This window comes from Candidatus Pelagibacter sp. PS_11, assembly GCF_059417975.1.
On sequence record NZ_CM182075.1, the window covers coordinates 1,239,612 to 1,251,657 of the forward strand.

At 31.7% G+C, this 12,046-nt stretch carries 13 protein-coding genes; 5 read left to right on the forward strand and 8 right to left on the reverse strand.

Annotated elements, in window-relative coordinates; genetic code table 11:
* Nucleotide 1: 1 nt before the first annotated feature.
* The 7 genes from AC5SLT_RS06540 to hemC all read right to left on the reverse strand — a co-directional run bounded on the left by AC5SLT_RS06540 (nt 2) and on the right by hemC (nt 5,598).
* The gene (locus tag AC5SLT_RS06540) at nt 2-1,054 is read right to left on the reverse strand and encodes an MBL fold metallo-hydrolase (RefSeq protein WP_494591781.1); all 1,053 of its coding nucleotides are present in this window, start codon (nt 1,052-1,054) and stop codon (nt 2-4) included.
* Nucleotides 1,055-1,070: 16 nt separating this feature from the next.
* A complete protein-coding gene (locus AC5SLT_RS06545; RefSeq protein ID WP_494591783.1) occupies nt 1,071-1,658 on the reverse strand; it encodes an FkbM family methyltransferase in 588 nt (195 codons plus the stop codon).
* A gap of 87 nt (nt 1,659-1,745) precedes the next feature.
* Entirely contained in the window at nt 1,746-2,591 is an 846-nt protein-coding gene (locus AC5SLT_RS06550; RefSeq protein ID WP_494591785.1) for a bifunctional 5,10-methylenetetrahydrofolate dehydrogenase/5,10-methenyltetrahydrofolate cyclohydrolase, read from the reverse strand.
* Nucleotides 2,592-2,599: 8 nt separating this feature from the next.
* On the reverse strand, nt 2,600-2,890 hold the full coding sequence (locus AC5SLT_RS06555) for a YggT family protein (protein WP_494577989.1): 291 nt from the start codon (nt 2,888-2,890) through the stop codon (nt 2,600-2,602).
* A complete protein-coding gene (locus AC5SLT_RS06560; RefSeq protein WP_006997600.1) occupies nt 2,887-3,972 on the reverse strand; it encodes a mechanosensitive ion channel family protein in 1,086 nt (361 codons plus the stop codon). Before AC5SLT_RS06560 ends, AC5SLT_RS06555 begins: the two co-directional genes overlap by 4 nt.
* 2 nt (nt 3,973-3,974) lie before the next feature.
* Nucleotides 3,975-4,673, reverse strand: coding sequence for a uroporphyrinogen-III synthase (locus tag AC5SLT_RS06565; protein ID WP_494591786.1), 699 nt, complete (start codon nt 4,671-4,673; stop codon nt 3,975-3,977).
* Nucleotide 4,674: 1 nt separating this feature from the next.
* Nucleotides 4,675-5,598: a hydroxymethylbilane synthase gene (gene hemC, locus AC5SLT_RS06570; protein WP_494591788.1), complete on the reverse strand. Its 924-nt coding sequence runs from the start codon at nt 5,596-5,598 to the stop codon at nt 4,675-4,677.
* Nucleotides 5,599-5,657: 59 nt separating this feature from the next.
* On the opposite strand from hemC, the gene tsaD reads away from it, so the two are divergent.
* The 3 genes from tsaD to acs are packed head-to-tail and all read left to right on the forward strand — an operon-like array spanning nt 5,658 to nt 9,193.
* On the forward strand, nt 5,658-6,731 hold the full coding sequence (tsaD, locus tag AC5SLT_RS06575; protein ID WP_006997597.1) for a tRNA (adenosine(37)-N6)-threonylcarbamoyltransferase complex transferase subunit TsaD: 1,074 nt from the start codon (nt 5,658-5,660) through the stop codon (nt 6,729-6,731).
* Complete coding sequence (locus tag AC5SLT_RS06580) at nt 6,731-7,144, forward strand: EVE domain-containing protein (RefSeq protein ID WP_494591789.1); 414 nt, start codon at nt 6,731-6,733, stop codon at nt 7,142-7,144. Before tsaD ends, AC5SLT_RS06580 begins: the two co-directional genes overlap by 1 nt.
* Before the next feature lie 6 nt (nt 7,145-7,150).
* The gene (acs, locus tag AC5SLT_RS06585) at nt 7,151-9,193 is read left to right on the forward strand and encodes an acetate--CoA ligase (protein ID WP_494591791.1); all 2,043 of its coding nucleotides are present in this window, start codon (nt 7,151-7,153) and stop codon (nt 9,191-9,193) included.
* Here the strand turns inward: acs and AC5SLT_RS06590 are convergent.
* Entirely contained in the window at nt 9,190-9,813 is a 624-nt protein-coding gene (locus AC5SLT_RS06590; protein WP_271626005.1) for an esterase, read from the reverse strand. The genes acs and AC5SLT_RS06590 overlap by 4 nt on opposite strands.
* 137 nt (nt 9,814-9,950) lie before the next feature.
* Between AC5SLT_RS06590 and AC5SLT_RS06595 the strand changes: the two genes are divergently transcribed.
* Both AC5SLT_RS06595 and AC5SLT_RS06600 read left to right on the forward strand, forming a co-directional pair.
* Complete coding sequence (locus tag AC5SLT_RS06595; protein ID WP_006997592.1) at nt 9,951-10,211, forward strand: DUF4212 domain-containing protein; 261 nt, start codon at nt 9,951-9,953, stop codon at nt 10,209-10,211.
* On the forward strand, nt 10,211-12,019 hold the full coding sequence (locus AC5SLT_RS06600) for a sodium:solute symporter family protein (protein ID WP_271616271.1): 1,809 nt from the start codon (nt 10,211-10,213) through the stop codon (nt 12,017-12,019). The genes AC5SLT_RS06595 and AC5SLT_RS06600 overlap by 1 nt, the downstream gene beginning before the upstream one ends.
* The last annotated feature ends 27 nt before the right edge of the window (nt 12,020-12,046 follow it).

A 12,046-nucleotide genomic window follows, 5' to 3' on the forward strand; every position in this document is an offset into this window, starting at 1 on the left:
CTTAATTAGATAATATATTTTTTAATGAATTTATCTCTCCAATTTTAAAGATAATAGCATCCTCTTTTTTAAAACCATACTTTTCTGCACTAGCTTTAAATCTTACTGGTGGTTCCATAATAGGTTCCAGGGATAAAACAAAAGTTCCCCAGTGTGTTCCCATAACCTTTTTACTTCTTAAATCTTGTGCTACATTTAAAGCTTCTTCTGGTGTTGTGTGATAAATTGATTTATCAAACATCGGCTTAAAGTCATAAGCTCCAATATTAATCATTGTTAAATCAATTGGACCATATTTTTCACCTAACTCTTTATAAATATTTCCATAACCAGTGTCGCAAGCAAATAATATTTTTTTACCCTTATATTCAATTAAGAAATTACCCCAGAGTGTTTTATTCATATCCGTTAGGCTTCTTTTAGACCAATGGACAGCTGGGAGTAATGTTACTTTTAGATCTTCATTAACTTTAATTTCTTCGTACCAATCCATTTCATTTACATCGTTAAATTTATTTGTTGTAAAGTATTTTCCAAGATTTAGAGGTGTTAAAACTTTTGTATCTTTAAATGGATACTTTCTAATGGTGCCCATATCTTGATGATCATAATGATTATGTGTTAATAATAATAAATCTGTCTTTGGAATTTCATTTAAATTTAAGGCAGGCTCAGTAAATCTATCTGGGCCAAAAATTAAAGGTCCCGCATTTTTTGAAAACACTGGGTCAGTTATAATTGTTATATCTCCAAGTTTAATTAAGTAAGTAGCATGACCAATCCAAGCAATATAATCTTCATTTTTATACTTTTCTAAATCAGATAAAACTTTTTCTTTATCAACAACGTGTTCTTTTGGAACAGTCATATCTATTTTTTTTTTCAATTTAATGAATTGTGTATATGAAAACTTCGCTTGACTAGTTCTAACAGGTGATCCTTCTGGATTTCTAAAAGTTCCATCTGGTAAATGATGATAAGGTTTTTTTTCCATAGTAATTATTGGTGAGTTATAAATTGTAATTATAATTAGAAAAGTTAAAAATTTTTTCATCTATCTTTTCTTAATTTTACAATCTTTTAAAAATATGACTAAAAACTCCTGACCATAATAATTTATAGTTTTTATCAATTAAAAAATTATAGATATCACTTTTTTCTATTTCTTTTGCGTGAATTTCAACACACACTAATTCTGGTTTAAACTTATCAAAAGATAGTCCCCTTAGAACTTTTAGGTCAGCCCCCTCTACATCAATATCTAAAAGATCAATTTTAGAATCTTTATATTTATCTCTGCTCAATATTTCATCCAAAGTAAAAGCTTCTATTTCTTTTTCTTTAATCTCGCCTTGGAACACACTTTCTGCCTGACCCTTTTCTATCGTGCTTAACTGACTAAGTTCTTTTTGATAAAATAGTTTTATATTTTTATTTTTATCTGAAATTGCACAATTATAGTTAAGATCCTTTGGTCTCATAAAATTAAAAAGGTCAATAGAAAATTTACTTGTATCTATGTTAACTCCACTCCAATTCTGCATATGTAATAGGTGAGTATTATTTCTATGTATAGGATGATAGCAGCCAACATCTACATAAAAACCATTTTTTCTGTCTTTAAAATAGTTTAAAATGGCGGTGTCTTCATTATTCATTGCATAAGATTTTTTTTTAATAAAAAATTTATGCTTAATGTAAATACTGTGAAGTATATGAAGTTTTTTGAATATTTTTTTTAACACTTATTTTTGTGATCTTTTAAAGCACTCAATAGTATTTTTTAATAAACAAGCAATAGTCATTGGTCCTACTCCACCTGGTACAGGGGTTAAGGCTTTTGCAACTTTTGAGACTTCTTCAAATGCAACATCTCCAACTATGCCGTTTTCAGTTTTATTGATCCCAACATCTATTACAATTGCATCTTTTTTAACCCAGTCCGCTTTTACAAGCTCTGGAATGCCGACTGCCGCAACAATAATATCTGCCTCCAAGCATTCAGCTTTTAAATCTTTAGTTTTTGAATGAGTAATTGTTACTGTACAATTTTCTTTTAAAAGTAACTGTGCCATTGGCTTACCGTTTAGATTTGATCTGCCAATCATAACCACTTTTTTTCCACTCAAATTTGGTTCAATTTTTTTAATCATTAAATAACATCCTAAAGGAGTACAAGGAACTGAACTTTCATAGCCTGAAGAAAGATTTCCAACATTCATTGGGTGAAACCCATCAACATCTTTTCCTGGTAAAATAGTTTCAATAACTTTTTGCTTATCGATATGTTTTGGTAAAGGTAGTTGAACTAAAATTCCTGAAATACTTTCATCTTTATTTAATTCTTCAATTTTATCTAATACTGTTTTTTCTTCCACAGCTTCAGGGTATCTAATTACTTCAGATTTTAACCCTACCTCGTTCGCAGCTTTTTCTTTCATACGAACATAAATTTGACTAGGGGCCATTTCTCCAATTAAAATGACTGTAAGTCCGGGAATTTTATTGTGTTTAGCTTTTAGCTCTACGACCTCTTGTCTTAATTCTTCTCTAAGTTCAGCTGCTATTTTTTTTCCATCTATTAAAATCATATGTTCCCCTAAAAAATCATTGGCGCGATGTACAACTTCATACACATTTCTATAAACCAAATCAATAAAAGTAATATAACTGGTGAAATATCTATTGATCCTAAATTAGGTAAAAAACTTCTTATTTTATTAAGTGCAGGATTTGTTAATCGATAAGTCACCTCTAAAATAGAATAAACAAATCTATTTTGAGTATTTAAAACATTAAATGCAACAAGCCAACTTGTAACTACATTTGCAATTACCACATAAGAATAGAGCTTTAATATTTGAAGAACCAAATAAAAAATTGCTATCATTTTTTCTCGATATAAATTGACTGACTTGGGAATGCAAATGAAGCTTTGTTTCCTTCTACTATTTCTTTAATTGCAATCGCTAATCTTTCTTTAACTAAAAGAGAGTCGCTCCAACTGTTGCTGGCCGTAAAACATCTAACTAATAAATCTATTGAGCTATCAGAAAACTTTTCAATTCTTACCGCAACACCAACACTTTGACTGAAGTCCTCGCTTTTATTAATATAGTTTTCTATTTCTTCTCTTACTTTTTTTAACTGTGCAACAGTGGTATCGTATTGAAGAGTAATGGACCATCTTATTCTCCAATTGGTTGTTTCACTAATATTAACTACTGAGTTTTCAGCAAATTGAAAGTTTGGAATTATTGCTAAAGATTTATCAAATTTTCTAATCACTGTTGATCTAAATCCAATTTTTTCAACAATACCTTCAATTGTTCCTTCAACTAAAATCCAATCTCCAATTTTAAATCTTTTTTCAACTAAAACTAAAATTCCTGATATTAAATTTTTAAATAAGTCTTGCGCACCTAAAGCAACTGCAACACCAAATAAACCCAGTCCAGCAATAATTGGTCCAATTTTTATTCCCCAAAGTTCAAGAACAGCCGCTAAACCTAGAATGAAAATCAAAATTTTTAATGATTTAATAATCCAGCCAATTAACTCTCTAGTTAACATTTTATCTAAACCACTTAAAATATAAGAGATGGGTTCAACAATTTGATGTATCACCCAAAAAATAAAAATAGTTATTAAAGTTCTATTAATTGTATCAATAGCTACTTTGCCATCTTCTCCAAAAGACATGTAATAACTTGCAATAAAAAAACCTAGAACAATGGGAAGAAATCTTGCTGGCCCAACCATTGCATGGACGAAAGTGTCATCTAGTTTATTGGTTGTTCTTTTAGAGATACTTTCTAATCTTTTAATAATTACTTTACTGATAATTCCTCTAAAAATTAAAAAAATAAAAAAAATCCCAATTCCAATTAATATTTGAAAAATATCAATACCGTGAATTCCCTTTGACCAAACTGAAAAAAATAAGTCACTAAAATTGTTAAAAATATCCATAGCTAAATTTTATATAGCAAAAATTCCTCTTCTCCAGGGTTAAAAAGAAAAATTTTTTTCCACTTTATTTCATTAAGAATTGAAGAGGTTTTTTCTCCAATGCACATTAAATTAGTATTCATCCATAGGGTTTCTAACTGATAACTTTTAATTACTTTTAAAAAATTAATCGCACTATTTTGCGAATAAATGTAAGTAATTTCAGGCATTTTTAATTTTAATTTTTCGATAAAGCTTTCATCGTATTTTTCAATTGGGTTAGCTCTGTAATTAATTAATCGTTCTATCGTATACCCACTCGAAATAAGCTCTTTGTCCAAATCACTAGAGATTATTTCTCCACTTATATAAATTAGCTTTCCATCAGAAGGTTTAAAATTTTGTAAGATTAATTCCTTAAGATTACTAACATTTCCTTCGGCTGCAAAAACATTTTGAAAACCAAAACTTCTAGCTTTTTTTTCAGTAGCACTTCCAACACAAAAGCATTTTAATTTTTTATCAATGTTCTTTATATCCAAAAATTTAACAGCATTAGTACTGGTAAAAATAATTGCTTTAAACTCCAAATAGTTTGGTGCTTCGTATTTTAAGCCTTCAATATTAATTAAAGGTAAATGAGATATTTCATGACCCAATGATTGAAATTTTAATATCATTTCATGACAATCTTCTAGAGGTCTTGTGAATAAAATATGCATATTATTTTTTGTAGGAATTATTAGACATCTTTTTAAGAGTTTTTCCCATCTCTATTCCCAATTTTTCTGCTTTATCTACACTTTCAGATGATTTTAAATAAAATCTTTTACTTCCATCTAACGAAAAAAGCTCTACTTCAAGATTAATTTTATTCTCTTTAATGTTTGCAAATGCTCCTACTGCTGTTTCACAGTCTCCTTCTAAAACCTTTAAAACATTTCTTTCAGCTTTTATTGCGCTATGTGTTGATTGATGATCAACTTGTTTTAATAATTCAATTAAATCTTCATCGTTATCTCTACACTGCAAGGCAATAACTCCTTGTCCAGCACAAGGTATAATTTCTGAAGTAGAAAAAGTTTGAGAGATATTTTGATTTAATCCTAAAGAATTGATTCCAGCATAAGATAAGATAATTGCATCATATAAGTTTTCATTAAGTTTTCTTATTCTTGTATCAACGTTTCCTCTAATTAATTTACAATTAAGATCATCTCTTATTTTTTTAATCTGAAATTCTCTTCTATATGAGGATGTTCCAATAATTGAATTTGAAGTTAAATCTTTTAGATGTTTATTGTCTTTGCTGATTAAAATTTCTCTTGGATCATTTCTTTCTAAAAAACAATCTGTTAATAATCCTTTAGTTTCTTCAGAAGGCATATCTTTTAATGCATGTACCGCTATATCTATTTTTTTTTCTAATAATTCAACCTCTATAGTTTTTGAGAAAAGTCCCTTACCCCCTACTTCCGATAATCTTTTGTCTTGAACTTGATCACCTTTAGTTACAATTTCTTTAATGATTACTTCTTCAATTCCAAAATCTTTTGAATGTTTGAGAATTTTTTCTCTAGCCTTTTCAGCATAGATTAGTGCTAATTTGCTTCCTCTAGAGCCTATAATAATTTTTCTATTTTTCATTTAATTGCTTTATACTTCATACTTATATTGAGAATGTATTATTAATAAAAACTAATTTAATGAATAAAAAACCCATAATCTTAGGAATTGAATCAAGCTGTGATGAAACAGCGGCCTCTATCATAACTGAAAATGAGCAAGGTATGCCAACAATTTTATCAAGTATTGTTTCAAGTCAGGTGGATGTTCATAAAGAGTTTGGCGGTGTTGTGCCAGAACTTGCCGCAAGATCCCATATGGAAAAAATAGATTTAATCACAAAAAAAGCATTTGATGAAAGTGGAGTAAAAATGGAAGAACTGGATGCAATAGCAGCCACAGCAGGACCTGGTCTTATGGTCTGTCTGTCTGTTGGTTTAAGTTTTGGAAAAGCAATGGCCTCCTCGCTAAATAAACCTTTTATAGCTGTTAATCATTTAGAAGGACATGCATTAAGCCCAAAACTAAATTCTGAATTAAATTATCCTTATTTATTACTTTTAATCTCTGGAGGTCACACTCAATTTTTAAGTGTGCAAGGCTTAGGAAATTATAAAAGATTAGGAACAACTATTGATGATGCTGTAGGTGAAGCCTTTGATAAAACAGCAAAATTATTAGGAATAGAATTTCCAGGTGGGCCACAAATTGAAGTGTATGCAAAAAAAGGTGATCCCAATAAATATGAGCTACCAAAGCCGATTTTTCATAAAGGAGGGTGTAATTTATCATTTGCGGGTTTAAAGACTGCTGTTTTAAAAATATCAAAACAAATAAAAACTGAACAAGAAAAATATGATCTTGCAGCATCTTTTCAAAAAACAATTGAAGAAATACTATATAAGAAAAGTAAAATTGCTTTTGAAGAATTTAAAAAAATGAACACAACAATTAAAAATAAATTTGTAGTTGCAGGTGGTGTTGCTGCAAACAAGAGAATTAGAGAAGTTCTAACTAATCTTTGCAAAGAAGAGGAATTTGAAGCAATATTTCCACCTATTAATTTGTGTGGAGATAATGCGGCAATGATTGCAATGGTTGGATTAGAAAAATTTAAGTTAAAACAGTTTAGTGAATTAGATAGTCCTGCAAAACCTAGGTGGCCTCTAGATGCAGATGCTGCTTTTTTGAAGGGTGCTGGAGTAAGATTGTAATGCAGTATTGGTTAATGAAATCAGAACCTGATGTTTGGTCAATTGATCAGCAAAAAAAAGCTGGCGCTAAAGGTGCTCCTTGGGATGGAGTAAGAAATTATCAAGCTGCAAAAAATTTAAGAGCAATGAAAAAAGGAGACCTTTGTTTTTTTTATCACTCAAATATAGGCAAAGAAATTGTTGGCATAGTTGAGGTTATTAAAGAAGCTTTTTTAGATGCAACTGACAAAGATGGACGATTTGTAGCTGTTCAAGTAAAGTTTAAAGAAAAATTAAAGAAAAGTGTAACTCTAGAAGAGGTTAAAAAAACTAAGTCTCTTAGCCATTTATCACTTATTAGACAAAGCAGATTATCTGTTATGCCCATAGACTCTAAAAGCTGGAAAATTTTAAACAAGATGAGTAATATTTAGAAATATATGCCAAAAAAAAAATCAATATCAAAAGTTAAAAAAGTTTCTAAAAAAACTAAGGCTAAAAAGAAAGTAAAGCCTTTTAAGAAAAAGGTTTTAAAAAAAATTGAAGAAAAAGAATTAATCATAAAAACTAAACCTGAGTGGGTAAAAAGTGCTCTAGTAAATAAAGCTAAATATCAAAAAAAATACTCAGACTCGATTAAAAATAACAATGACTTTTGGAAGAATGAGGGGAAAAGAATTACTTGGATTAAACCATATAAAAAAATTAAAGACGTTAAGTACAGTAAAAAAGAAGTTAGAATTAAATGGTATGAAGATGGGACTTTAAATGCTTCTGCCAATTGTATAGACCGTCACCTTAAAGATAAAAAAGATAAAACTGCTATTATTTGGGTGGGTGATGATCCAAAAGATACTAAAAAAATTTCGTACAAACAATTACATAATGAAGTTTCTAAAGCTGCAAATGGTTTAAGAAAACTAGGAATTAAAAAAGGTGATCGAGTTACAATTTATTTAACTATGATTCCAGAACTGGCAGTAACAATGCTTGCTTGTGCTAGAATTGGTGCGGTTCACTCTATTATTTTTGGTGGTTTTTCGGCAGACTCTATTTCTGGCAGAGTTAATGATTGTGAGTCAGAATATATTATTACAGCTGACGAAGGAGTTAGAGGTGGAAAAACTATTCCATTAAAACAAATTACAGATGAGGCTTTAAGAAGTTGTCCTAATGTTAAAAAATGTATAGTTGTTAAAAGAACTGGAAATAAAGTTAATTGGGTTAAAGGAAGAGATGTTTGGTTTGACGATTTAATTAAAGATGTTCCAAAACATTGTGAGCCAGAAGAAATGAATGCGGAAGATCCTTTGTTTATTCTCTACACATCTGGTTCTACTGGAAAACCAAAGGGGGTTTTGCATACAACGGGTGGTTATATGGTTTATGCATCTATGACCCATCAATATGTCTTTAACTACAAACCAAAAGATATTTATTGGTGTACAGCTGATATTGGTTGGGTTACTGGCCATAGTTATATAATTTATGGTCCTCTTGCTAATGGTGCCACAACAATAATGTTTGAAGGAATTCCAACCTACCCTGACAGCTCAAGATGGTGGGAAATCATTGATAAATATAAAGTTAATATTTTTTATACAGCTCCCACTGCTATTAGAGCTTTAATGAGAGAGGGAGATAAACCTGTTAAAAAAACCTCAAGAAAATCTTTGAAACTATTAGGTACTGTTGGAGAGCCAATAAATCCTGAAGCTTGGATGTGGTATTATAAAACAATAGGAAATTCTAAATGCCCAATAGTTGATACATGGTGGCAAACTGAGACAGGTGGAATATTAATTAGTCCACAAACAGGTGCTATAAATTTAAAACCAGGGTCGGCTACTAAACCATTCTATGGAATTAAACCTTCAATAGTCGATAAGGACGGAAAAGAAATTAAAGGAGCTGGTGAGGGAAGACTGTGCATTTCTCAATCTTGGCCTGGACAAATGAGAACTGTGTACGGTGATCATCAAAGATTTATTGATACTTATTTTTCTCAATTTGATGGCAAATACTTTACTGGGGATGGGGCTAGAAGAGACAAGGATGGCTACTACTGGATAACTGGTCGTGTAGATGATGTGATTATTGTCTCTGGTCATAACCTTGGAACTGCTGAAATTGAGAGTGCATTTGTTGCTCATCCAAAGGTTGCCGAAGCTGCTGTAGTTGGATACCCACATGACATTAAAGGTAATGGCTTATACTGCTATGTCACTTTAAATGTTGGGGAGATAGCTGACCTAGATCTTGAGAGAGATTTAAAACTTTGGGTAAGAAAACAAATCGGTGCACTAGCGACACCTGACATTATTCATTTCTCACCTGGTCTTCCAAAAACAAGGTCTGGAAAAATTATGAGAAGAATTTTAAGAAAAATTGCAGCTAATGAACATGACCAATTAGGGGATACAACAACTTTAGCAGACCCAAGTGTTGTGCAAAGTTTGGTGGATAATAGAAAGAATATTTAAAATTCTATTAATTTCTCAAATTCTTTTTTAATAATATCCCATTTCAATATCATAGAATTCAATACGATTTTTCGATCTAAAGTTTTAAGCTCTTCAGCTATTGGGGCCCATTTGTATAATGACAAAGCACTAGGATTAAAGGGTAAATCTTTATAATAAATTTCCCAGTTTATATTTTGAAGTCTTTCATTAAAAGTTTTTTTTGCTTCCTCAATAATATCAAGTGGCATCTTATTAGAAATCTCATCATCTAAAATTTTAGAAAAAATCTCTTTAGACTGGTTGATGTTTTGATAATTAAAATTAACTTTTAAATAAGAAAACGTAAATAATGTCAGATCCTGTAAAGCAACAGAATAAATATTCCATCTAGCAATATCAAGAGATGCCATGAACACGTCATTGTCAAAATGAAGAACATACCTTGTTCCCATCCTGGTTTTTAAATAACTATATAAAGTTACTTGTGTTACCCAAGCAGATTTTGTTTGAATAAAGTGCTCAAGCTCATCTAAATTCTTAATTTTTTTCTTTGGAATAAAAGCCCTAAACATGGCAAACAAGTAAACTTTAAAATCATCAAACGATATGTCTTTCCAAGAGAGTTTATATTTTTGCATAAAAATTCATATATATGGTCATTATACCTTAAAAAGGTAAGTAAATAAGCACCTAATATGAACAATTTTAAGTCTTTTAAAAACTTACAGAATGGTTATGGTTTAGGGTAGTTATAACTAAAAATAGAGAGGTATAAATGTCAAACGCAACAAAACACTGGGAAAAGACTAGATCATTGTTATTCGTAACACTGGCTATTTGGTTTGTTTTCTCAATCGGCATCTTCCTTTTTGCAGCTGAAATGAATGAGGTTACAGGACCTTTCGGTTATCCATGGACATACTGGTTTACATGTCAAGGATCTCTTGGAATTTTTGTAATTTTATGTTTCTGGTTTGCTAATAGGCAAGAGAAAATCGATGAAGAATTTGGCTTCAACGAAAGGGGAGATCAATAATGATTAAAGGTAAATTTATAGACAATTTGCCAAAAGTTTACGGAATCTATACAGGAGGTTTTATAGGTTTCATAATCTTAATGGCAATTGGTGAGCAGATGGGTATGACTGCTAAAGCAATAGGTGTTGCTTTTGTAGCCTTTACAATATTCATCTATGCATTGATCGGTTATCTATCAAGAACAGCTCAAGCAGACGCATATTACGTGGCTGGAAGACAAGTGCCCACTGTATTCAATGGAATGGCGACAGCAGCAGACTGGATGTCTGGTGCCTCATTCGTTGCAATGGCAGGTGGTATTTACTTCAAAGGCTATGGATATATGGCTCTACTTGTCGGTTGGACTGGTGGTTACATATTAGTTGCAACTTTATTAGCACCATACTTAAGAAAATTTGGCTGTTACACAGTTCCAGATTTTGTAGGTACAAGATACGGTGGTAATTTAGCGAGACTATGTGCGGTAATAGTTTTAACTGTTGCTTCATTTACGTATGTGACTGCACAGATAAACGCTACAGGTACTATTGCATCTGTTGCTCTAGATATCGACTTTAAATACGCTGTATATATTGGACTAATAAGTATTTTACTTTGTTCAATGTTAGGGGGTATGAGAGCGGTAACTTGGACACAGGTTGCACAATATATCGTACTAATTATAGCTTACTTGCTTCCAATTTTTTGGATCAGTAACAAAATGGGTGCAGGTTTCTTCCCTCACTTTATGTTAGCTGATGAAGTAGCTAGAATTGGTGAGTTAGAACAACAGTTTGGTTTTGTAAAAAACTCTGCTGCTGATCTAGCAACGGTACCTAAAGGGTTAGCTGGAATAACTAAAGCACACTCTGCAGTAAATGCAACGCCTTGGGCATTTATTTCATTAGCATTGGCGATGATGATGGGAACAGCTTCATTACCGCACGTGATGATGAGATACTTTACTACTCCAAGTGTAAAAGCAGCTAGAAAATCAGTTGGTTGGTCGTTATTCTTTATCTTCCTTCTGTATTCTTCTGCACCAATGTTAGCAACACTATCTAAACTATCGTTGATCGATCCAACACTACCAACAGGTATTATTGGTAAATCATTTGCTGAAGTTCAATCAATAGATTGGTTCCAAAACTGGAATCAAGCAAACTTGATGTTCATCAGTGACTTTAACGGCAATGGAACTCTTGAGTTAAACGAGTTTTTCATGGGTGGTAAAGCGGTTGTGTTGGCAACACCAGAAATAGCTGGATTACCATATGTAATCTCAGGACTGGTTGCTGCTGGAGGTATGGCTGCTGCCATGTCAACAGCTGATGGTTTGATTCTAGCAATTGCAAATGCGATCTCTCATGACGTTTATTACAAAATGATTGATCCAAAAGCAGAGACTGCAAAAAGACTTCTTGTTGCAAGGGTATTACTTGTAATAATTGGTTTTGCTGGAGCAACTATTGCGGCAATGGAGATCCAAGGTATCTTAGGTTCAGTAATCTGGGCTTTTGACTTTGCGATGTCTGGATTGTTCTTCCCACTTGTACTTGGTGTATGGTGGAAGAGAGCTAATAGAGAAGGTGCTGTTGCTGGTATGGTTTTAGGTCTTGGTTCTGCTATTTGGTACCTTGTATGGGTAAGAAATGGTGGAAGTGGGTTCTTAGGACTTACTCAACTAACATTTGGTATCTTCGGAGCAGCTGTTAGTTTTGTTTCAATGGTTGTAGTGAGTTTAATGACTCAAGAACCAGATAAAGCAATTCAAAAAATGGTTGATGAAGTTCGTATACCAAGTGGTAAAACTGTTACTGGTAAGTAGAACTAATAAACTTTAATTTTAAGGGGC

Coding starts and splice junctions, on each gene's coding strand:
- tsaD (WP_006997597.1), top strand. CDS start 5,658: ATGAATAAAAAACCCATAATCTTAGGAATTGAATCAAGCTGTGATGAA.
- hemC (WP_494591788.1), bottom strand. CDS start 5,598: ATGAAAAATAGAAAAATTATTATAGGCTCTAGAGGAAGCAAATTAGCA.
- AC5SLT_RS06545 (WP_494591783.1), bottom strand. CDS start 1,658: ATGAATAATGAAGACACCGCCATTTTAAACTATTTTAAAGACAGAAAA.
- AC5SLT_RS06595 (WP_006997592.1), top strand. CDS start 9,951: ATGTCAAACGCAACAAAACACTGGGAAAAGACTAGATCATTGTTATTC.
- AC5SLT_RS06590 (WP_271626005.1), bottom strand. CDS start 9,813: ATGCAAAAATATAAACTCTCTTGGAAAGACATATCGTTTGATGATTTT.
- AC5SLT_RS06600 (WP_271616271.1), top strand. CDS start 10,211: ATGATTAAAGGTAAATTTATAGACAATTTGCCAAAAGTTTACGGAATC.
- AC5SLT_RS06580 (WP_494591789.1), top strand. CDS start 6,731: ATGCAGTATTGGTTAATGAAATCAGAACCTGATGTTTGGTCAATTGAT.
- AC5SLT_RS06540 (WP_494591781.1), bottom strand. CDS start 1,054: ATGAAAAAATTTTTAACTTTTCTAATTATAATTACAATTTATAACTCA.
- AC5SLT_RS06560 (WP_006997600.1), bottom strand. CDS start 3,972: ATGGATATTTTTAACAATTTTAGTGACTTATTTTTTTCAGTTTGGTCA.
- AC5SLT_RS06565 (WP_494591786.1), bottom strand. CDS start 4,673: ATGCATATTTTATTCACAAGACCTCTAGAAGATTGTCATGAAATGATA.
- AC5SLT_RS06550 (WP_494591785.1), bottom strand. CDS start 2,591: ATGATTTTAATAGATGGAAAAAAAATAGCAGCTGAACTTAGAGAAGAA.
- acs (WP_494591791.1), top strand. CDS start 7,151: ATGCCAAAAAAAAAATCAATATCAAAAGTTAAAAAAGTTTCTAAAAAA.
- AC5SLT_RS06555 (WP_494577989.1), bottom strand. CDS start 2,890: ATGATAGCAATTTTTTATTTGGTTCTTCAAATATTAAAGCTCTATTCT.